The sequence below is a fragment of the Mergibacter septicus genome (assembly GCF_003265225.1).
GTDB lineage: Bacteria > Pseudomonadota > Gammaproteobacteria > Enterobacterales > Pasteurellaceae > Mergibacter > Mergibacter septicus.
In genome coordinates this window covers 1039328-1061650 of the sequence record NZ_CP022013.1, presented here as the reverse complement: position 1 = coordinate 1061650, position 22323 = coordinate 1039328, and the positions used below count along the sequence as shown (strand labels likewise).

Annotated in this window: 21 protein-coding genes and 2 pseudogenes; 18 read left to right on the top strand and 5 right to left on the bottom strand. The window is 37.2% G+C overall.

The window, feature by feature from the left end; translation table 11 throughout:
• Nucleotides 1-3 precede the first annotated feature (3 nt).
• Both CEP47_RS04945 and CEP47_RS04940 read right to left on the bottom strand, forming a co-directional pair.
• A complete protein-coding gene (locus CEP47_RS04945) occupies nt 4-438 on the bottom strand; it encodes a DNA repair protein (protein WP_261920675.1) in 435 nt (144 codons plus the stop codon).
• Nucleotides 438-1472 carry an IS1595 family transposase gene (locus CEP47_RS04940; protein WP_261920676.1) on the bottom strand — a complete coding sequence of 345 codons (1035 nt, stop codon included), beginning with the start codon at nt 1470-1472 and terminating at the stop codon, nt 438-440. The genes CEP47_RS04945 and CEP47_RS04940 overlap by 1 nt, the downstream gene beginning before the upstream one ends.
• 85 nt (nt 1473-1557) lie before the next feature.
• On the opposite strand from CEP47_RS04940, the gene CEP47_RS04935 reads away from it, so the two are divergent.
• Nucleotides 1558-1899: a helix-turn-helix domain-containing protein gene (locus tag CEP47_RS04935; RefSeq protein ID WP_261920677.1), complete on the top strand. Its 342-nt coding sequence runs from the start codon at nt 1558-1560 to the stop codon at nt 1897-1899.
• A gap of 47 nt (nt 1900-1946) precedes the next feature.
• On the opposite strand, the pseudogene CEP47_RS04930 reads toward CEP47_RS04935, so the two are convergent.
• Nucleotides 1947-2234 (bottom strand): annotated as a pseudogene (locus CEP47_RS04930) (IS1595 family transposase); the annotation flags it as partial.
• A gap of 158 nt (nt 2235-2392) precedes the next feature.
• Here CEP47_RS04930 and CEP47_RS04925 point away from each other — a divergent pair.
• From CEP47_RS04925 to CEP47_RS04915, 3 genes are read left to right on the top strand one after another with little or no spacing between them, the layout of a single operon-like run.
• The gene (locus tag CEP47_RS04925) at nt 2393-3253 is read left to right on the top strand and encodes a DNA-methyltransferase (RefSeq protein ID WP_261920678.1); all 861 of its coding nucleotides are present in this window, start codon (nt 2393-2395) and stop codon (nt 3251-3253) included.
• Nucleotides 3250-3480 (top strand): helix-turn-helix domain-containing protein, encoded by a 231-nt coding sequence (locus tag CEP47_RS04920; protein ID WP_261920679.1) that lies wholly within the window; start codon nt 3250-3252, stop codon nt 3478-3480. Before CEP47_RS04925 ends, CEP47_RS04920 begins: the two co-directional genes overlap by 4 nt.
• 1 nt (nt 3481) lies before the next feature.
• Nucleotides 3482-4285, top strand: a complete 804-nt coding sequence (locus CEP47_RS04915) for a Dam family site-specific DNA-(adenine-N6)-methyltransferase (protein ID WP_261920680.1) — start codon at nt 3482-3484, stop codon at nt 4283-4285.
• 1 nt (nt 4286) lies between these two features.
• Here the strand turns inward: CEP47_RS04915 and CEP47_RS04910 are convergent, their stop codons facing one another.
• Entirely contained in the window at nt 4287-6329 is a 2043-nt protein-coding gene (locus CEP47_RS04910; RefSeq protein ID WP_261920681.1) for a hypothetical protein, read from the bottom strand.
• A 162-nt stretch (nt 6330-6491) separates the two neighbouring features.
• Here CEP47_RS04910 and CEP47_RS04905 point away from each other — a divergent pair.
• From CEP47_RS04905 to CEP47_RS04870, 8 genes and pseudogenes are all read left to right on the top strand, one after another.
• Nucleotides 6492-6617, top strand: a pseudogene (locus CEP47_RS04905) (IS1595 family transposase); the annotation flags it as partial.
• Between the two features lie 306 nt (nt 6618-6923).
• Nucleotides 6924-7997, top strand: coding sequence for an IS1595 family transposase (locus CEP47_RS04900; protein ID WP_261920682.1), 1074 nt, complete (start codon nt 6924-6926; stop codon nt 7995-7997).
• Nucleotides 7998-8020: 23 nt separating this feature from the next.
• On the top strand, nt 8021-8533 hold the full coding sequence (locus CEP47_RS04895) for a hypothetical protein (RefSeq protein WP_261920683.1): 513 nt from the start codon (nt 8021-8023) through the stop codon (nt 8531-8533).
• 311 nt (nt 8534-8844) lie between these two features.
• Nucleotides 8845-9846: a galactose/glucose ABC transporter substrate-binding protein MglB gene (gene mglB, locus CEP47_RS04890; protein WP_265482604.1), complete on the top strand. Its 1002-nt coding sequence runs from the start codon at nt 8845-8847 to the stop codon at nt 9844-9846.
• Between the two features lie 66 nt (nt 9847-9912).
• Nucleotides 9913-11427 (top strand): galactose/methyl galactoside ABC transporter ATP-binding protein MglA, encoded by a 1515-nt coding sequence (mglA, locus tag CEP47_RS04885; protein ID WP_373463122.1) that lies wholly within the window; start codon nt 9913-9915, stop codon nt 11425-11427.
• A 28-nt stretch (nt 11428-11455) separates the two neighbouring features.
• Nucleotides 11456-12466 (top strand): galactose/methyl galactoside ABC transporter permease MglC, encoded by a 1011-nt coding sequence (mglC, locus tag CEP47_RS04880; RefSeq protein WP_261920684.1) that lies wholly within the window; start codon nt 11456-11458, stop codon nt 12464-12466.
• A 234-nt stretch (nt 12467-12700) separates the two neighbouring features.
• Entirely contained in the window at nt 12701-13339 is a 639-nt protein-coding gene (sspA, locus tag CEP47_RS04875) for a stringent starvation protein SspA (RefSeq protein WP_261920685.1), read from the top strand.
• A 2-nt stretch (nt 13340-13341) separates the two neighbouring features.
• On the top strand, nt 13342-13800 hold the full coding sequence (locus CEP47_RS04870) for a ClpXP protease specificity-enhancing factor (protein WP_373463132.1): 459 nt from the start codon (nt 13342-13344) through the stop codon (nt 13798-13800).
• Nucleotides 13801-13883: 83 nt separating this feature from the next.
• Here the strand turns inward: CEP47_RS04870 and crcB are convergent, their stop codons facing one another.
• The gene (gene crcB / locus CEP47_RS04865; protein ID WP_261920687.1) at nt 13884-14255 is read right to left on the bottom strand and encodes a fluoride efflux transporter CrcB; all 372 of its coding nucleotides are present in this window, start codon (nt 14253-14255) and stop codon (nt 13884-13886) included.
• A gap of 381 nt (nt 14256-14636) precedes the next feature.
• Between crcB and ilvG the strand changes: the two genes are divergently transcribed.
• The 6 genes from ilvG to CEP47_RS04835 all read left to right on the top strand — a co-directional run bounded on the left by ilvG (nt 14637) and on the right by CEP47_RS04835 (nt 22176).
• Nucleotides 14637-16292 (top strand): acetolactate synthase 2 catalytic subunit, encoded by a 1656-nt coding sequence (gene ilvG, locus CEP47_RS04860; protein WP_261920688.1) that lies wholly within the window; start codon nt 14637-14639, stop codon nt 16290-16292.
• Nucleotides 16293-16294: 2 nt separating this feature from the next.
• Nucleotides 16295-16519, top strand: coding sequence for an acetolactate synthase 2 small subunit (ilvM, locus tag CEP47_RS04855; RefSeq protein ID WP_261920689.1), 225 nt, complete (start codon nt 16295-16297; stop codon nt 16517-16519).
• A gap of 11 nt (nt 16520-16530) precedes the next feature.
• Nucleotides 16531-18372 (top strand): dihydroxy-acid dehydratase, encoded by a 1842-nt coding sequence (ilvD, locus tag CEP47_RS04850; protein ID WP_261920690.1) that lies wholly within the window; start codon nt 16531-16533, stop codon nt 18370-18372.
• 8 nt (nt 18373-18380) lie between these two features.
• On the top strand, nt 18381-19925 hold the full coding sequence (gene ilvA / locus CEP47_RS04845) for a threonine ammonia-lyase, biosynthetic (protein ID WP_261920691.1): 1545 nt from the start codon (nt 18381-18383) through the stop codon (nt 19923-19925).
• Between the two features lie 241 nt (nt 19926-20166).
• A complete protein-coding gene (gene serS / locus CEP47_RS04840) occupies nt 20167-21459 on the top strand; it encodes a serine--tRNA ligase (RefSeq protein ID WP_261920692.1) in 1293 nt (430 codons plus the stop codon).
• A gap of 72 nt (nt 21460-21531) precedes the next feature.
• Nucleotides 21532-22176: a YchE family NAAT transporter gene (locus CEP47_RS04835; protein WP_373463131.1), complete on the top strand. Its 645-nt coding sequence runs from the start codon at nt 21532-21534 to the stop codon at nt 22174-22176.
• Nucleotides 22177-22323: the final 147 nt, after the last annotated feature.

Below are 22323 nucleotides of genomic sequence, written 5' to 3'. Positions count from 1 at the left end.
CAGTTACGCTTTCAATCTCCACCTCACATCATTTGCTTTTAATGCTATTCGTTCTACCACATCTTTATTAAGCCAATGCTTCAATGCGCCACGAACAGAAACAGTATGCTGCTGTTGAATAATTAGCTCTTGTCCATCTCGTATAAGGACAAGTTCCGTTAATTCATTAACAGTAAAGTAATGATTTGGTTTTACTTTCATTTCAGCAAGCACCATTTGGCGTAGTTTTCCCTTGAAACGATGCTGATAAGTGCGGTAGGTATAAAGCTCCGTATTGTATTCATCAGTTAGGGCTTCTGATTGCATAACCTCAATGGCTGCTTGTAGCTTATCGAGTTTACTTTCCACCAAAGCAAGATGTTCCAGCACTTGCTTACGCTCACGCTGCAAGCGGTCAATTTTTGCCTGAATTTGACTTAAATAGATTTTCTTTGCCATTATATTACCAGTCTTTCTACTTGTCTGTGATTGCCTTGCCAATAGCCTTTCCAGTGGTTGTCTGATGAAGTGCTTAGACATTTGCTGGTAACATCATTGAAAATGGTTAAATTGTCCAGTTTACGAGTATCTTCACGATAGGCGACCTCATTCGCATAATTATCGAGATACACGTTGCTCATCTTGTGGACTTGTCCGTAATACATTCGTTTGAAACGTGCAAAGTAACTTTCTGCAAGGTTATTAGTAATGCCCTCATCGCTACGATATTCACGTTGATGGTTTACTCGTTGTAGGTCGTAATTCACCATCAATTCATCGTAGGCTGAGTTTTCGTCCGCATGAATACGGCTGTTTGGCTCAATGTACGCCGTGGCTAATTTCTTCACTGTTTCTGTGTTCTCTGAGAGAATTGGGAAAGTGATGGTTTTCTTTGCGCCCACTAATTGTGGATTAGAGGAAGTTTCCTGTTCTGAATAACGTTCACGCATAACCAATACTGCACGTTTGTTTGGGTTGGTATTTTCTTTTAATCGTCTATCCACACGTTCTGCTTTTTTATTCTTTGGGCGTGGCGCAGAATGTACATAAGTTCCATCTATATGGATTTCGCCTACTAGGGGGAATAGCTCACGTTGTAGGATTAAACTCTCACGGATTTTATGAGCAAGAGTAAAAGCCGTTTTATACTGTACATTCAAATCACGAGAAAGTTGGCAAGCAGAAATCCCTTTTACCGCATTTACAAATAATGCAATAGCGAACAAGTAGGTTTGAATCGGCAGCTTATGGTTCGCCAAAATTGTACCTGATGTAATGCTAAAGGTATGCTTACAATGTTTGCATCGCCACTGCTTGCGAGTAGAGATAAAGTAGGCTTGATGTTGCACACCGCATTTAGGGCAAACTTGTTCGTTTTCACTTCTCCAGCGTAATTCATGCAATAAAGAAAATGCATCTGCATCAGATAGACGAGCTATCTTTAGCGGACTTAATTTTCTTGCAGAGCTAGATAACAAAAAATGCTGTGCCATAAATCTAAAAAAATGTACAATATGGGTATGTAAGATGATTTAATCATACTCAAAAACTACATAAAAGTCAATATGGGATGCAAAAATGAGTATAAGCAACCGTTTAAGAGAAGTGATGGAGTATAAAGGCTTGAATATCAAAGCCTTTGCTGAATTACTTGATATGCCTTACCGTACCCTTCAGAACTATTTACTTAATGAACGTGATCCGAGTGCTGAAGTTTTAATCAAAGTTAGTGATGTATTAAATGTCAATTTGAATTGGTTAATGCGTGGAGAGGGGGAAATGTTTCGCAGCTCTATGAATGAAAATGAACTAAGCGAAAAAGAAAAGCAGCTAATCAACCACTATCGAAAAATGTCGAATGATACGCAGATTGCTTTTGATATCTCTTTTAAATACTTGTTTGAAAAAAGTAGCTGCTAAATATAGAATTAGGGGCTGAAGCAGATCAGCCCTAAATACCACACCATTAACAAGCCAAACACAGCTACTTTTCCTGCCGCTCCTCGTCCTCGCTTTACTTTGCGAGGATCTTCAAAATAACTTTCATCAAACTCAATTTTCCCCTCAAATACTTCATCGGCTTCAAGGGCTAAATGGTAACTGATGACTTCACGAAGTTTACGTTAAAATAATGCACTGGAATTAGGGTTTATCCCTAAAATATCAGCTGTAGAACGAGTAGTGACTTCTAACACAAAAAATTCAAGGAGCTTTTTCCATATAGATTTCCTTAAGTTACAATGACTTATCTTCATTTTTATAGACTAACATACTTGCTAATCTAATATAGTCCCTAGTTATTAATATATTCGTCACTAAATACAAAACCATAGTTAATTATTTCTTACTTTTAGTTAAAATATATTGACTATTAAAAGGAGTATGCTATATTTATTAGCAAGGAGGATTTTCTATGAATAACACATTACCAATTAATACTATCATCAATGGAGAGTGCATATCTGAAATGAAGAAATTGCCTGACTCATGTATTGATTTAATTATTGCGGATCCGCCATATAACCTCTCGAAAGGTGGGGAGTGGAAATGGGACAAGAGTGCTGAACTACAAGGTATGGGGGGCAACTGGAATAAAGTCATGCAAGATTGGGATAATTTCACATTTGAATCCTACATGACATTTACAAAAGCATGGCTTGCTGAAGCTAAGAGAATACTCAAGCCTACTGGTTCTATGTGGATTTTTGGTACCTATCACAACAGCGGTGTTATCAATGTCATTTGCCAAATGCTTGGAATTGAGATAATCAATGAAGTTGTTTGGTACAAAAGAAATGCCTTCCCTAATTTGGCAGGAAGAAGGTTGACTGCCAGTCATGAAACTATTTTATGGTGCAATAAGGGCGGAAAGAAAAGAGAATACTATTTTGATTATGAGTATTCAAAAAGCGGAGATTTTTCTTATGATGGTCTAAAAATGCCTGGAAAGCAAATGCGAACCGTATGGGATATATCCAATAATAAAGAAAAAAGCGAGCTTGCATACGGCAAGCATCCTACACAAAAACCAATTAGAATCCTCGAAAGAATGATTAAACTGGCGTCCAAAGAAGGCGATATTATGCTCACTCCTTTTTCAGGTTCAGGAAGTGAATGTGTTGCAGCAAAAATGACAGGAAGAAAATACATTGGTATTGAACTTGATAATTCCTACTGTGAAATTGCAACAGAACGTTTGAATTATTTCGAGGAATATGGATATCAGCTTGGCCAATTCAGCTTAAATCTGTTCAAAAGCGAGGCTGCCAAATGAAGAACTTGATACTCAACGAAAAAGAACTTCGCAAAAAGATGATTGATTTGAATATTAAGACTATCAATGAATTGGCAATAAAGGCTGGAGTATCCAAACCCACAATATATGAATATATAAACGGAAAATCTCCGCTGTCAGCAGCATTTGTTCGTTTATGTGACTATTTAAATGTGGATCCACATGAAATCTTAATTGAAAGCGAAACAACATCCATTGAGGACTAAAATGTTTAAACCAGTTATAAAGTGGAGCGGTAGTAAGCGAAGCCAATCCTCAAAAATAAAAGAATTTTTACCCAATAAATTCAATAGGTACTACGAGCCATTTATTGGTGGCGGATCAATGCTATATGCTATAAATCCAGTCGATGCTATTTGTGGAGATATTTGTGTACCGCTAATTGATTTATGGAATGAAATCAAAAACAACCCCATTGAATTATCTGAAGCATACCGACTCCGTTGGACAAGATTACAAATAGAAGGTTATCAAACATATTACGAAATCAGAGATGATTTCAACAAAAATCGTTCTCCTGAAGATCTTTTGTTCTTATCCAGAACTTGCGTCAATGGACTAATTCGTTTTAATACAAACGGCGACTTCAATAATTCTTTGCATCATACTCGTCCTGGCATATCCCCAGACAGTTTAGAAAAGATTATTCTGGATTGGTCTAAACATATCCAAGGTACGGAGTTTATTGCTGCAGACTACACAATTACAACTGAAATGGCCAAAGAGGGGGATCTGATATATTTAGACCCTCCATACTTTCATACGAAGGGGCGTTATTACGGAACTATTGATTTTGAGACTTTCCTTACCAATCTTGAAAAGTTAAACAGTAAAGGAATTAAATATATGCTCTCGTTTGATGGTATCAGAGGTGAGGATGACTTTACTGTTGAATTACCAAAGGAATTGTATAAGCGTCATGAGCTCATCCCTTCTGGCAATTCCAGTTTCAAAAAGGTTATGGATAAAGAAAGCATCCTCGTTTCAGAGTCTCTGTATCTAAACTGGTAATTTAGAAAAGAGTTATGTCGTCAAATCCAATTTCGGCTACTTTGTCACAGATAAACTTTTTCAAGATTTCAGTGGCCGGGGTAGTTGCAACAATTTCAATCTCCCAACCATGTCCAACCGGCTCCATAATGAACAGCATATCACAGTGGCTACGCTCAAAAACAATGTGATTGGCTTGTGCTGAGCCACGTAGATAGGCTGCGGCAGAGATTACTTCAAATCCGTTAAAATCGACAAGCTGCTCTGATTGTGTCCATTCTCCAAGGCGAGGATGGACCAACCGTTTTACATTAGGAACGTAATTCATAAGATTGTAGATGTAATTTACAAGTCCTTCCCCAACGTTTGCCTCTAAATCAAAGGATCGCTCTTTGGATTCGATGGAGAGCAGAACTGGGCGATCAAACACACCAAAAAGCTCCAACACATGGTCAGGGCGCTTCCCGTTAACTTCCTCGCTTACACGAGGTAAGGACAACCAACGCACCTCATAGTCCCCATAATAGAGAGACAATCCACTCCAATCGCCGCCAGGAGGATTGCACATACCCTCAAAGCAAACTTTGCGGAGCAAATGTGAAAATAGGAAATGAATTCCAGTGTCTACATCATCTTCGTGGAAAGACTGAGGGATGCTGGAAAAATCATTCTGCGTCAATTCACTTTCATCAGGAAGTTGTCCTACATAATGTTCTTTTAGTACGGAAGTGTCTAAAAGAACCTCGTTATCATAAGAATGACCAGCGATTATAGGAACATCAAGCGCAAGATAATTACTCAAAGCAAGGATAGCACGCCAGAAACCATTGGAAGCTGCAAGATGTCTCGGATTTGTGAGCAGAACATTGAAATTACGTTCAATAATCGGACCATAAATATAGGTCATTACTTCAATATCGGTCGATGCAAGCATAGCAGTCAACGGCAGAATTCCTCTATCAGGTCGGTTATCATCACCTCTTGGCTTGAACCCCTTAATCATACAAAGAATTAAATCCGAATGGTCGGAAGCAATTCTATTAAGAATAGCGGCATCATAAGCGGGATACAATTGATGTATTCCGTTTGCCAGTCTTCTTCTGTTTGCGGCTGGAATAATGCCAAAAGGAAGATCTTTGGATGCCAGTCCAACACTAAGGCTTTCTACCAAATCAAGAAATTCAGCAGAATTACCGTGATGTCCCTTGGTGGTAATCGTTTTTCGGAAATTGAACCCCGAATTTTCTAATGAAAACTGAACGATACCTTGATGGTAGGCATACAAACGTCGCCACTGTGCGGGCGTAAAATTTGTAGCCGGACGAGAACTACTTGCCAAAAACAACACCACATTAAGATTTTTCTGGAGGATGGCTTCTTCCTCCTCTGTGGTATCAAATCCACACATCCGCTTAACGATGTATCGAGATAGCTCTGCTTCTGCAAAGTTATCCTCATCGAAGTTTCTCAAGGAGCGATCGAACTGCTTATCAAATTCCTCTGAACGGACGTAAACTTGAGCAACAAAGTTACCGCTCTCTCTTGAAAAGCTAATATAGCTATATGGAACGGCGGGATTCGGAAAGCGAAGGGCTTTTCTCTCTCGAGTGCGGGCATCCAATTCGTATTTTACAAAATCTACGATATAAAGATACGGACATCCTGTTCGACCAGTAGAGAACGCACGACCACTTCGCTGCCATGCCTGATTACCAGCCTGCAAAGCACTACAGAACTCGATTGCATAAAGAATGGTCTCCAGACCATTTTCAACATAGGTAACAATCGCATCAGGCGTTTCGTCAAGGAAACTGCCGCTGTTTTTGAGCCCGGTAAAAATGCTAGCTTCCCATCTTCTGCGGCCCGCCTTGTTGAAGCCTGGAAGCAATTCTAACTGCCATTCAAAATGGTATCCCAGATAATTGAAATATATATTATAGACGATTGTAGAGGGAGACATCAGCGATATTTCAACGGATGTCGGTTCAGTTTCCTCTAATATGAGTTTGGCGATACGCTCACATTCTACAATATTATCTCCATGTATTCTAAATGTTCCTGGCATAATGTAACCTCCTGCCGAAATTCTGTTACAAACAACATATAAATAATATAACATATATCGACAAGAGCTACAGAACGTTTTGAGCCGACCTGAAAATTCAGGTGGGCGATTTTTTGTGCCTAGCGTTTAGCTTTGAGTACCTTGTACACACAAGGAATACTTATGGCGCAGCATTATCTGCTTTCAAGCAAATCTAAAAATTTAAATCTAAAACAGATCTTTCGTTTAAGTGAAGACGAAGCCTTGCAACTTTTAAAAGCCAACCGTCGGGAAAATCCTGATAAAATCCTCCAAAGTAGTACGTCTAAATTATAGAATAAGCCACTTAAGATAATCACTCAAGGTGTTTAAAATATCATCAATTAAACTTGTCAAAAAATTTCTCTTGACAGAACTAAGACCTTTTTGGCACTCGCTATATTCAAAAATGCAGAAAATTTCAAAAAGCACTTGACAAAAGAAAACGCTTGACAAGCACCCTATAAAATAATATCTTTTTGCCCACAGAGAATAGTCCCTTCATTATGACTTTGCCTTTTTAAGCCTAAAAAGGCTTGAAAAATTCAGAGTTCTAATGAAGGGATTTTTGTTTCTATGGCACAACATTTTCGGTTATCAGCGGCAGCACGCCAGCTATCTGTAGATAGCTTGGCGAACTTGTCTGATGCCGAAATTTTTCAGCTATTGAAACAAGCTCGTTGGGGAAATGCAGATGAAATGAACGATGTTATTTGTCCGCATTGCCATACTCGCCACCACGCCTATTTCATTTCTACTCGTAAACAATGGCAGTGCAAACATTGCCAACATCGTTTTTCTATTACAGCAGGCACTATTTTTCAAGGTGCAAAACTTTCCTTGCGTAAAATTGTATTGGCAATTTTCTATTTTGCGACCGAAAGCAAAGGATTATCTGCTATTACGTTATCACATAAGCTCAACGTGCAATATAAAACAGCGTGGGTACTGCTGCATAAATTCCGAGAATCCCTTGATAAAGCCAAAGATTTAACACCGTTAAGTGGAGAAGTTCATATTGATGGGGCTTACATGAATAACTATATTCGCCCTAAAAACTTTCGCCATAAACGTATTGATAGACGATGGAAATGCTATCAGCGTGCAGATAAATCTTGTGTGTTGGTATTCCGCCAAAGAGCAGTTAATCAAGAAGTGATGAAAGGAGCTGATAGAAGTATTGTAGCCTTAGTTAAAGAAGAAAATACGAAAGACATACTGGATTTAACGCAACGCTTAGTCAAACCAAACAGCAGGATTCATACTGATGAACATTCTTCTTATGACAGTTTAGCCTTTCATTATGATTTATGGCGAGTAAGCCATTCGAAAGAATACTGTTCAATTGACGGTATAACGAATAATCTTGCCGAATCCTTTTTCTCACGGCTACGGCGAGCAATTACAGGCATCTACCACAAGATGAACAATAAATATCTGATGTTCTATGCCAATGAAATAGCGTGGCTAGAAGATAATCGCCGAAAAAGTGTAAAAGAAAAATTTGAGCAATTACTAAAATGTTGCTTAAACACCTTGCCATCACGAGATTTTATAGGGTACTGGCAAGGTAATAAAAAAGCCGAAGCATTGTTTGGTTTAGCAAGCCTGACTGCTTCAAACGATTCACACTACCTAAATGCAGCGTAACATTGCAACAAAGAGGATACAAAATGACTGAAAAAAGAATCAATACAGACCTAACAAAAATGTCTTACGAGCATTTTCAAGCATTTATGCAAGGGATTGCTTTGCTTTATTCTAACGTGAGCTTTGAGCGTAACTACATGTCCTTATTCAGTGACTTAAGCTCAATGGCGAAACATGTTGAACGACTACCTTCGGATTTCTTTACTTTTTATGGAGCGTATGAAATTGCAGGTAATCAAGTTGTACTTGCTGTGTTTAGAATTAACCTCTCTGAATCAGAGAGCGATGAAAGTCCAAATATCTCAGATATTGAAGTGAGTTTTGCAGAAGATGAACGTAATCTACGATGCTCGGTTCGAATCAGAAAATATCTGACCCAATCGGATTTTGTAGCAAGGGCAAATGTTGCCTATCCACCAGTAATGGAAGATTTGTTATGGGAAAAAGATTCTGTCAGTAAAAAAACATCTAAAAAGACCTCTTCCACTGAAGAAGTAAATCCTGTTTGGGATTTTGATGACGATGTTTCTTTTTAAGTAAGTTACATCTTCAATACCCTTTAAATCAAAAAGCCTTTAACTTATCATTAAGCTAAAGGCTTTCTTTTCAACGGTTAATTATTCAAGTTTTGGTTTTGTGCAACTGCTACATAATACCGTATTTTTTGTAAGATTGTTACATTTTTAACAGATTTGTGAATAAGATCACATCATTTTGCCTAAAAAATAGGTATGCTAAAAATAGTTACTTTCTGTTTGTAACTACTTTAAATAAATTGAAATTCAAAATTGTTTGAATAAAAGTAAATTATTTTCTCTAGACTGATTCAAATTATGGAGACATTCTTATGAAGAAAGCGGTACTTGGTGCATTAACATTATCTCTCGCTCTAGGTTTAGGTTTAAGCACTGTTAGTTATGCTAAAAAAGATCCACGAATTGGCGTAACAATTTATAAATATGATGATAACTTTATGGCTTTAATGCGTAAAGATATTCTCAGTGATGCGAAAAAAATCGGTGGTATTGATTTATTAATGAATGATTCTCAAAACGCTCAATCTATTCAAAATGACCAAGTTGATGGCTTGTTAGCAAAAGGGGTGAAAGTTCTTGCAATTAACTTAGTTGATCCTGCTGCAGCACCAACGATTATTAGAAAAGCAAAAGATGCGGATGTACCAGTTATTTTCTTTAATAAAGATCCGGGGCAAAAAGCAATTGATAGTTATGCTAAAGCTTACTATGTAGGTACCGATCCAAAAGAATCAGGCGTTATCCAAGGGGACTTAATTGCTGAACAATGGCAGGCAAACCCAGATCTAGATTTAAATAAAGATGGAAAAATTCAGTATGTTCTTTTAAAAGGAGAACCCGGTCATCCTGATGCGGAAGCACGTACGAAGTATGTGATTGAAGAATTGCAAATTAAAGGTATTCCTGTCGAAGAATTATTTTTAGATACAGGAATGTGGGATGCAGCTTTAGCAAAAGATAAAACTGATGCTTGGTTATCTAGTCCAAAAGCAAGTGAAATTGAGGTAATCATTGCGAATAATGACAGTATGGCAATGGGGGCATTAGAAGCTACTAAAGCACACGGCAAAAAACTACCAATTTATGGGGTTGATGCTTTACCAGAAGCATTACAATTAATCAAAAAAGGAGAGTTGGCTGGTACAGTGCTAAATGATGGTGCAAATCAAGCGTTAGCTGTGGTGCAATTAGCTAAGAATTTAGCTTATGGAAAACCAGCAACTGATGGAACGCAGTGGCAAATGGTCAATCGTTATATCCGCATACCTTATGTTGGAGTATCTAAAAAGAATTTAGATACATTTCTGAAATAATGATTAAGTAAGTAATAGATTTGGAGAGGGGATATACCCTCTCTTTTTCACAGGGTGGATATAAGAATGCAAATGGTAACCCAAAACAGCGATGTCCTGTTAGAAATGAAAAATGTCAGTAAGTCCTTTCCCGGTGTAAAAGCATTAGATCAGGCTAATTTAGTCGTACGTTCTTCTTCTGTACATGCACTAATGGGAGAAAATGGTGCTGGGAAATCAACACTGCTGAAATGTTTATTTGGAATTTATACCAAAGATGAAGGGGAGATCCTTTATCTGGGGAAAGAAGTCAATTTTAAAACCTCAAAAGAGGCGTTAGAAAACGGCATTTCAATGGTTCACCAAGAGTTAAATTTAGTTCGTCAACGCAATGTAATGGATAACTTGTGGTTAGGACGCTATCCCGTAAAAGGCGGGTTGGTAGATCATGGCAAAATGTATCGAGATACAAAAGCTATTTTTGATGAGTTAGATATTAAGATTGATCCGAAAGAAAAAGTAGCGGATCTCTCTGTTTCACAAATGCAAATGATAGAGATAGCTAAAGCATTCTCCTACAACGCCAAAATTGTGATTATGGACGAACCAACATCGTCATTGTCAGAAAAAGAAGTGGAACATTTATTTAAAATTATCGCTAAGTTAAAAGCAAGAGGTTGCGGCATTATTTATATTTCACACAAAATGGAAGAAATTTTTAAGATTTGTGATGAAGTAACAATATTAAGAGATGGAAAATGGGTAAATACAGTTGCGATCAAAGATACCAATATGGATAAATTGGTGGCAATGATGGTAGGACGAGAATTAACCCAGCGTTTTCCAGAAAAAACCAATGTTCCGAAAGAAACTATCTTAGAAGTAAAAAATTTAACTGCTAAAAATCAACCTTCTATTCAAGATGTTAGCTTTAATTTACGTAAAGGAGAGATTTTAGGGATTGCTGGACTAGTTGGAGCAAAACGGACAGATATTGTGGAAACTATTTTTGGCATCAGAGAAAAATCAGCAGGAACGATTTTGCTAGAAGGAAAAGAGGTAAAAAACCGCACAGCGTTAGAAGCGATTAATCATGGTTTTGCTTTAGTTACTGAGGAGAGGCGTTCAACTGGTATTTATGCAAATTTAAGTATTGAGTTTAATTCACTAATTTCTAATATGAAGTCTTATTTATGGAAGTTAGGCTTGTTAAACGGCGCTAAAATGAAAAGTGATACGCAGTGGGTGATAGATGCAATGAATGTAAAAACACCAACGCATAAAACGCATATAGGCTCACTGTCAGGCGGAAACCAACAAAAAGTGATTTTAGGACGTTGGTTATTAACTCAGCCAGAGATTTTAATGATGGATGAACCAACACGAGGAATTGATGTTGGTGCAAAATTTGAAATTTATCAATTGATTTTACAGTTAGCCAAAAAAGATAAAGGCATTATTATGATTTCATCTGAAATGCCAGAATTACTGGGCGTAACTGATCGTATTCTGGTTATGAGTAATGGGAGAGTTGCAGGTATTGTCAATACCGCTGAAACTTCACAAGAAGAAATATTACAACTCGCAGCGAAATATTTATAAGCAACATCTAGACGTAAGGAATTTGATTATGGCAGATCTAAAACGTAAAAAATCGTTTGATTTCTTCAAGCAAAATGCAATTTATTTTGTATTATTAATCTTATTAGGTATTATTGTTTCACAAGATGATACATTTTTGAGTTTACTCAACTTGAGTAATATTTTAACCCAATCTTCAGTACGGTTAATTATTGCCTTAGGAATGGCAGGGATTTTAGTTTCTCAAGGAACGGACTTATCTGCAGGACGTCAAGTCGGTTTAGCCGCAGTGATTTCAGCAACATTATTGCAAGCAATGGATAATGTAAACAAAGTCTTTCCCAATTTAGGTGAAATGCCTATTCCTGTTGTGATTTTAATCGTTTGTGCAGTTGGAGCAGTAATAGGTTTATTGAATGGTTTAGTGGTGGCTTATCTAAATGTAACGCCTTTTATTGCAACCTTAGGTACGATGATTATTATTTATGGAATTAACTCACTTTATTATGATGCAGTAGGATCGTCTCCTATCGCTGGGTTTAGTGAATCTTTCTCTAATTTTGCGCAAGGCTTTTTTCGCTTAGGTTCTTTTCGTTTATCTTATATAACTATTTATGCTTTAATTGCGACCGTTATTGTTTGGATTATTTGGAATAAAACCCGTTTTGGAAAAAATATTTTTGCTATTGGCGGAAACCCTGAAGCTGCACGTGTATCTGGTGTAAATGTTGCACGTAATTTAATTGCTGTTTATGTTTTAGCCGCTGTCTTTTATGCCTTTGGTGGTATGCTTGAAGCAGGACGGATTGGTAGTGCGACTAATAATCTCGGCTTTATGTATGAATTAGATGCAATTGCAGCTTGTGTTGTTGGAGGTGTTTCATTTGCTGGTGGTGTTGGAACAGTCATTGGTGTAGTAACAGGTGTAATTATTTTTACCGTAATTAACTACGGATTAACTTATATTGGCGTGAATCCATACTGGCAATATATTATTAAAGGGACAATCATTATTTTGGCTGTGGCGATAGATTCATTAAAATATGCAAAGAAAAAATAACTTTTTATCATTTCGTCTTTAAACTTTTATTGATAAGCGGTTATTGAGAGAATAATCGCTTATTATTCATTAAATAAGATAAATAAAAGTAATTCACTTTAAATTTATTGATATTCAGTGTTATATCCTAACCAATAACGTATATTTTGTGTTAAAATTAATGACTAAATCATCAAAAAATGATGAGATTTCGACTTTACAAATATTATATGCTAGTTTCCTTTGGAGGAAGAAATGACTAACTCTGCCAATAAACGTTCAGTAATGACTCTTTTTTCGGATAAAAATGATATTTATAGCCATCAAGTGAGAATTGTCTTGGCAGAAAAAGGGGTAACTTATGAGTTGGAAGTTATGGATAAAAATGCTGTTTCTGAAGACTTAATTGAATTGAATCCTTATGGAACTTTACCGACCTTAGTTGATCGAGAATTAGTATTATTTAATTCACAAATTATTATTGAATATTTAGATGAACGTTTTCCACACCCACCATTAATGTCTGTTTATCCTATTGAACGAGCTAAAAGCCGCTTATTAATGTATCGAATTGAAAAAGATTGGTATCCACTTTTAGCTCAAGAGGAAAATTTTGATAATCCAGAAAGACAACAAGCTGTAAAACAGTTGCGGGAACAAGTATTAGCTATTGCCCCGCTATTTTCTCAACATAATTATTTTATGGGAGATGAATTTGGTTTAGTTGATTGTTATTTATTACCACTGTTATGGCGTTTACATCTGTTAGGGGTTGAATTTACTGGAGCGGGTAGTAAAGCAATTAAAAGTTATATGGCAAGAGGTTTTGCTCGTAAAAGCTTTGAAAAATCGCTAGGTAGCGAAGGTGTTTGTTTATTTACGGATGATAAATAATGTTGAAAAACAAAGTAGTCGCTAAACGCCCTTATTTACTCCGGGCTTATTTTGATTGGTTATTAGACAGTGGTTTTACACCTTATTTAGTGGTGGATGCCACTTATCCAAATACTTTTGTTCCGTCAGAATATGTTAAAGAGGGGCAAATTGTATTGAATTTATCTCCAACAGCAGTGGGAAGCTTTCAATTAACCAACGAGAAAATCGCATTTAATGCTCGTTTTAATGGGCGGATTCGAGAAATTGAAATTCCAATGGGGGCAGCAATCGCAATTTATGCACGGGAAACTGCCGATGGAATAATGTTTGAACCTGAATCTTGTTATCAACAAGATATAGTTGAAATTGAACAACCAGTAGTACTAAAAAAAGAACAAGTTACAGCACAAAAAACAGATGAAGTAACAGAGAAATCAAGCCCTGAGAAACCTCTTTCTCATTTACGGATTGTGAAATAGCGTTCGTTGATTAGTGCCATAAATTTATTATAAAAATTAACTGTTTTAATTTGTTGTTACCAAAACAGTTAATTTTTCCTTATTTAAAAGAGGACTTTCCACAACAATACACCTAAAATCGTGCAGAGCAAGCAACCGAATAAATGTAGGCTAGCAATCCCAATTGCAGGCAGATAGCGTTGATAAAGTAAATTTTCAATTACTTCCCCCGAAAAAGCAGAGAATGTTGTCAGACTACCTAAAAAACCAGTAATTAAAAAATGTCGCCATTCTGGATTGATCGCAGGATATTGAGAGAACAGCATTAAAATTATGCCCATCAAAAAACAACCTAGATAATTTGCAATTAATGTCCCAAACGCTAATGAATTAAAAAAAGGATTAAGTAAAATGCCTAATCCCCAGCGAGAGCAAGCACCAAATACTGCTCCGAAACTAATATAAAGTAATGGCATAAAAATCCTTATCTTTCTAATGAATGAAATTTTAACGAATAAAAAGTGTGATAATTTTAACAAACTTTTAATTCAAATCTATTTGTTAACTTATTTTTCTTAAATTTAAGAAATGGTTAAAAACCACTTGCATAATCTATTAAATATGGTATCAATAAAGAGAATTAAAGCACACAACATACATACTTGACCTGCATTGGATATTGATATGGCATTATTTTGTTTAGTCAGCATTATTAACCTCGTAGTGATTATTATCACTGCGAGGCTTGTTGATAACCAAAATAAAACCATGCAGTAAAAGATTTTTGGTCAGATAAGCCCTCGCAAACTACATAATGCGAGGGTTTTTTATATCAAAAAAAGACGTTGAGGAATTATATGAATGGAGCAAGATTTATCACTGAGTGTTTAAAAGCCCATAATGTAACGACAATATTTGGTTACCCAGGTGGTGCTATTATGCCAGTTTATGATGCGATTTATGATTCAGGGCTCGATCACTTACTTTGTAGGAATGAACAAGGTGCAGCGATTGCTGCAATTGGTTATGCAAGAGCGACAGGAAAAGTGGGGGTTTGTATTGCAACATCAGGTCCAGGGGCAACAAATTTAATCACAGGACTAGGCGATGCGACAATGGATTCTATTCCTATTGTTGCCATAACAGGGCAGGTTGCTTCTCCTTTTATTGGCACTGATGCTTTTCAAGAAGTTGATATGTTAGGGTTATCTCTTGCTTGTACGAAACATAGTTTTATTGTGCAAGATATTGCAGAATTGCCAACGATCTTAGCTGAAGCTTTTTATATTGCACAAAGTGGGCGTCCGGGGGCTGTTTTAGTTGATATTCCAAAAGATGTTCAATTTGCTCAAATTAAAGCAGAACCTATTGTTAAACCTCTACAAGCTCCTCCCTCTATTATTCAATCAGATCTTAATTTAGCAAAAACATTATTACAGCAAGCAAAACGCCCTGTCGCTTATATAGGTGGTGGGGTTGGAATGGCAAAAGCAGTAGATGTAGTCCGTGAGTTTTTAGCTATTACTCAGATTCCAAGTTTTTCAACGATCAAAGGATTAGGCTGTGTACCACCGAATAACCCATATTATATGGGAATGATTGGTATGCACGGTACAAAAGCGGCTAATTATGCAGCACAAGAAAGTGATTTATTAGTGGTCTTAGGTGCACGTTTTGATGATAGGGTTACTGGAAAATTAGAGACTTTTGCACCGCACGCTAAGGTTATACATATTGATATTGATTTAGCTGAATTAAATAAATTACGGCGTGCAGATCTGGCTTTAAGAGGTGATTTAAGTCAAGCCGTAAAAGCATTAACTCTACCGTTAGAGATTGAAGCGTGGCAACAAGATATATTACGTTTAAAAGCAGATTTTGCGGTGAAATATGCGGAAAATTCAGGTGATGAGAATATTAATCCGTGGTGGTTGCTTAATACCTTGTCGCAGAAAAAGCCAAAGAATGCAGTTGTCACAACAGATGTTGGACAACACCAAATGTGGTCTGCTCAGCATATGCAACATTTTGAACCTGAAAATTATATTACTTCTGCAGGGTTTGGCACTATGGGTTATGGTTTACCTGCGGCTGTAGGTGCACAAAAAGCCCGACCACAAGATCCCGTTATTTTAATTACAGGTGATGGTTCTTTTATGATGAATATCCAAGAATTGGGATCCATTAAACGTGCTGGCTTGCCGATTAAAATTTTATTATTAGATAACCAGCGTTTAGGTATGGTAAGACAGTGGCAAAGTTTATTTTTCCGTGGTCGTCATAGTGAAACGATTTTGGAAGATAATCCAGATTTTGTCCTATTAGCCCAAGCGTTTGGAATTGAAGCAGAAAGTATTGCAAAAGGTAAAGATGTTAATGGTGCATTGGATCGAATGCTTAATGCGAAAGGAGCTTATCTTTTACATGTCGCTATTGATGAAGATGAAAATGTTTGGCCATTAGTCCCACCCGGTGCGAGTAATGATGAAATGTTGGAAGATATTGGAGTATAGCAATGCAAAACTATCAAATCAAAGTTCAAGCTCAATGGCGACCAGAAACACTAGAACGCATTTTACGTGTGGTTCGACACCGTGGTTTTGTTGTTGAACAGTTACAAATGCAACGACATAATCAGCAGATTGAATTAACAATGAGTGTGAGTAGTGAACGGGCTATCTCCTTACTGACAGCTCAATTAATTAAATTATATAACGTTACTAATGTTATCGTGGAATAGGGGGAAATTTTATGGCGAAACTACGTTCGGCGACCAGTACACAGGGTCGTAATATGGCGGGGGCAAGAGCATTATGGCGAGCGACTGGGGTGAAAGAGAGTGATTTTGGGAAACCTATTATTGCCGTAGTCAATTCATTTACTCAATTTGTTCCCGGGCACGTTCATTTGCGTGATCTTGGAAAATTAGTCGCTGAACAGATAGAGGCGGCAGGAGGAATTGCAAAAGAATTTAATACCATTGCCGTTGATGATGGAATTGCAATGGGACATGGCGGTATGCTGTATTCTTTACCTTCCCGTGAATTAATTGCTGATTCGGTTGAATATATGGTCAATGCTCATTGTGCAGATGCAATGGTATGTATTTCTAACTGCGATAAAATCACTCCGGGAATGTTAATGGCAGCATTGCGTTTAAATATTCCTGCAATTTTTGTTTCAGGTGGTCCAATGGAAGCGGGGAAGACAAAACTATCTGATCAACTGATTAAATTAGATCTCGTTGATGCGATGATCCAAGGAGCAAATCCAAATGTTTCGGATCAAGATAGCCAACAGATTGAACGTTCTGCTTGCCCTACCTGTGGTTCTTGTTCTGGTATGTTTACGGCGAATTCAATGAATTGTTTGACCGAAGCACTAGGGCTAAGTTTACCGGGGAATGGATCCTGCCTTGCAACTCACGCAGATCGAAAACAACTGTTTATTCAAGCAGGAAAAGAAATTGTCTATTTATGCCAACGCTATTATCAACAAGATGATCACAGCGTTTTACCACGTTCAATAGCCACTAAAGCAGCTTTTGAAAATGCGATGAGTCTTGATATTGCAATGGGCGGTTCAACGAATACAGTCTTACACTTACTGGCTGCCGCTCAAGAAGCAGAAGTCGATTTTAGTATGTTGGATATTGATCGCTTGTCTCGAATTGTTCCTTGTCTAAGTAAAGTTGCACCAAATACTAACAAATATCATATGGAAGATGTTCATCGAGCTGGTGGCGTTATGGCTATTTTAGGTGAGTTAGATCGAGGTGGATTACTGCATACTGATACCCGAACGGTATTGGGTATCAGTTTAGCAGAACAGCTAGAGCGTTATGATATTCGTGCTAAAGCCACGGAAGATGTGAAAAAATTTTATCGGGCTGGGCCAGCAGGGATTCGTACCACCCAAGCATTTTCACAAGATTGTCGCTGGCAAACTTTAGATGATGATCGCCAAAATGGCTGTATTCGCAGTGTTGAATATGCTTATAGCAAAGATGGTGGTTTAGCAATGTTAAGTGGTAATTTGGCGGAGCATGGTTGTATTGTGAAAACGGCTGGTGTTGATGAAAGTATTCTCACTTTTAAAGGAACAGCCAAAGTTTACGAAAGTCAGGAGGAGGCTGTTGAGGCGATTTTAGGTGGAAAAGTCATTGCTGGTGATGTGGTGGTAATCCGCTATGAAGGACCAAAAGGCGGACCGGGAATGCAGGAGATGTTATATCCAACCAGTTATTTAAAATCGATGGGATTAGGAAAAGCGTGTGCATTATTAACAGATGGGCGTTTTTCAGGTGGAACATCGGGATTATCCATTGGACATGTTTCTCCCGAGGCGGCAAATGGTGGCACAATCGGATTAGTTGAAAATGGCGATATTATTGAAATTGATATTCCGCAACGGAGAATCGAACTATTAGTCTCTGCTGAGGAGTTGGCAAAACGGCGAGAAGTAATGAATGCAAAAGGGTGGAAGCCAGTTAATCGTCAGCGTCAAGTTTCCTTAGCATTACGTGCTTATGCGTCATTGGCAACCAGTGCGGATAAAGGGGCAGTAAGAGATCGGACTAAGTTAGAAGGATAATATTACTGATGAAAGAGTTACTGACGAAACAAGAACCAACAGGAGCAGAATATTTAAAAGCAATTATTGCGTTAGGTTCTAAAGTTTACCAAGCCGCTCAAATCACCCCGTTACAACCAATGGAAAAATTAAGTGCGAGGTTAGGAAATCAGGTTTTGATTAAACGAGAAGATCGTCAACCTGTTCATAGTTTTAAATTACGTGGTGCTTATGCGATGATGTCATCTTTAACTGAAACACAACGTAAAGCGGGTATTATTGCCGCCTCCGCTGGTAATCATGCTCAAGGGGTCGCTTTATCCGCAAAATTATTGGGCTTAAAAGCCTTGATTGTTATGCCTCAAAATACCCCAAAGATCAAAGTTGAAGCGGTGCAAGCTTTTGGCGGAGAAGTGTTGTTATTTGGTGCAAATTTTGATGAAGCAAAAGCGAAAGCGATAGCGTTGTCAGAAAGTGAAAAGATGAGTTTTATCCCTCCTTTTGATCATCCAATGGTGATTGCTGGGCAGGGAACCTTAGCATTGGAAATGTTACAACAATATTCCGAGTTGGATCGGATTTTTGTGCCTGTTGGCGGTGGTGGTATGGCAGCAGGGGTGGCAGTTCTGATTAAACAGCTGATGCCAGAAATTAAAGTCATTGGAGTGGAATCAAAAGATTCAGCCTGTTTATATGCTGCATTTCAAGCAGGAAAACCAGTTGATTTAGAACGAGTAGGACTTTTTGCTGATGGTGTAGCCGTGAAGCGTATTGGAAATGAAACCTTCCGTCTTTGCCAACAATATCTTGATGATCTAGTTTTAGTTGATAGTGATGAAGTTTGTGCAGCAATGAAAGATGTGTTTGAGAATGTACGAGCGATTGCAGAACCTTCGGGGGCATTAGCCTTAGCTGGATTAAAAAAATATGCCAAAGAACACGCTTTACAAAATGAAAATTTAGCAACAGTGTTATCAGGAGCTAACCTAAATTTTCATACTCTTAGATATGTTTCTGAACGGTGTGAAATTGGTGAAAAACGAGAGGCTTTATTAGCTGTTACTATCCCCGAGCAGAAAGGTAGCTTTTTAACTTTTTGTCATTTACTGGGGGATCGTGCGGTAACCGAATTTAATTATCGTTATTCTGATACGCAACAAGCTTGTATTTTTGTTGGGGTAAGAACACAAAATGAAAGTGAAAAGAGCGAAATTATCGCTGAATTAAGCTATTCTGGTTTTGCGGTTGAAGATATGAGTAATGATGAAGTGGCAAAAACGCATATTCGTTATATGATTGGTGGTAGAACAAATTGTGAGAAACAAGAAAGATTGTATAGTTTTGAATTTCCAGAACAAAAAGGGGCGTTATTAAAATTCCTTGAAAAATTGGGAACGCATTGGAATATCTCTCTATTTCATTATCGTAATCACGGGGCAGATTATGGCAATATTCTTGCAGGCTTTCAGTTTGAACAAGATGATTTTAATCAGTTTGAACAACATCTCAGTGAGTTAGCTTATGCTTATCAAGATGTTACCGAGAGCAAAGCTTATCGCTTTTTTCTGAAATAATCTCAAATCACTAAAATCTCTTATCAGCTTGGATAGGAGATTTTTTTATTTTTACTCAGTCTCAATGAAGATGGTTATAGATTTGATTAAATTTTTAATTTTCAAGGGTTAGATCAAATAGAATACTAGTCCTAAGAGAAAATAATCGCTAAAATAGCAACATTTTTTTGAGAAAATCTCTGTTTTAGCAATGCTCAGATAGAAAATTAAATTAGCAGTAAAATATACTTAAGGAAAATATATGATCGATCCAAATCTTTTACGTAATCATTTAGAGGATACTGCCGAAAAATTGCGTATTCGCCGTGGTTTTAATTTAGATCTTGTAACATTACAGCAACTTGAACAACAAAGAAAAGCGTTACAAGTAAAAACTGAAACGTTACAAGCTGAACGCAATAGCCGATCAAAAAATATCGGTATGGCAAAAGCACGAGGAGAAGATATTAGCCAGTTACTCGCTGAAGTAAATGATATGGGAGATCAACTTACACAAGCGAAATTAGAATTAGAGCAAGTGCAACAACAACTGCAAGATATTGCATTAACGATCCCCAATATTCCTGCTGATGAAGTCCCTTTAGGGAAAGATGAAAACGATAATTTGGAAATCAGCCGTTGGGGAGAACCTAAACAATATGCTTTTGAGATTAAGGATCATGTTGATTTAGGCGAATTATGTGGTGGTCTAGATTTTCCTGCGGCAGTGAAACTAACAGGGGCTAGATTTGTGGTTATGAAAGGGCAAATTGCTCGCTTACACCGTGCATTAACTCAATTTATGTTGGATTTACATACCCAACAGCACGGCTATCTTGAAACCTATGTTCCTTATTTAGTCAATCACACAAGTCTTTATGGTACAGGACAATTACCTAAATTTGGCGAAGATCTGTTCCATACTCAAGCATTAGAAGGGCAACAGGCTTATGCATTGATTCCAACGGCGGAAGTACCAGTAACAAATTTAGTTCGTGATGAAATTTTAGATGAAGCGAATTTACCATTGCGTATGACCGCTCATACACCTTGTTTTCGCTCTGAAGCAGGATCTTATGGACGTGATACTCGTGGTTTAATTCGTATGCACCAATTTGATAAAGTTGAATTGGTACAAATTGTCCAACCAGAAAATTCAATGCAAGCGTTGGAAGAGTTAACAGGTCATGCTGAAAAAGTTTTACAACTATTAGGTTTACCATATCGTAAAGTTTTATTATGCAGTGGAGATATGGGCTTTGGTTCTTGTAAAACTTATGATTTAGAAGTGTGGCTACCTGCACAGAATACTTACCGTGAAATCTCATCTTGTTCAAATATGGGAGACTTCCAAGCTCGTAGAATGGCAGCACGTTATCGCCGTCAAGGTGATAAAAAAACACAATTAGTGCATACCTTAAATGGTTCAGGTTTAGCGGTAGGGCGTACTCTAGTTGCAATTTTAGAAAATTATCAACAAGCAGATGGAAGCATTCAAGTGCCAGAAGTATTACAGGCATATATGAATGGGCTAACTGTTATTGGTGGTAAATAAGATTTAAAAATTTAACCGTCATATCTTTGATATGGCGGTTTTTATTAAGGAATTACAATGGATTTTATCCACATTTTTATTGATCATTTTTCGATTTACCTTCAATTTTTTATTGGTTTAGTCGCAATCATCAATCCTTTTGGGATTTTGCCAGTATTTATGGGAATGACGGCTCATTTATATGAAGAAGAACGGAATAAAACAAATCGTATCACGACTTTTTCCGTTGCTATCATTTTATTGGTTGCACTCTATTTTGGGCAAAGTATCCTGAATTTTTTTAGTATTTCACTCAATTCTTTCCGCATAGCAGGTGGTTTATTAATTATGTCGATTGCGATGTCAATGATTAGCGGAAAACTAGGAGAAGAAAAACAAAATAAAGAAGAAAAAGCAACAGACTTTTCAGAAGCAGATAGCATCGCCGTAGTACCTTTAGCTATGCCAATTATGGCAGGCCCCGGTTCAATTAGTTCCACCATTGTATGGGGATCACGTTATACCAGTTGGGCGGATTGGTTAGGTTTTACCTTAATGATCATTCTCTTTGCTTTTATCTGTTATTGGCTTTTTCGTTCTGGTCCAATCGTGATGAAATACCTTGGCAAAACAGGTAGTAATGTAGTAACAAGGATAATGGGATTGATTTTGATGGCATTAGGAATAGAAATTAGTGCAGCTGGAATTATCAAATTATTTCCCGGATTACTCGGTTAATAGCCTAGGTCATAGATAGAATTAAGCTTTAAAAACAAAAAATTAGATTTTATCAAGATATTTTTGTATAAAATATCATCATTCAATGATCTGAATCATATTTTTCTAATAGCCTAAGAAAATCTAATCAATACAACAAGTTAATGT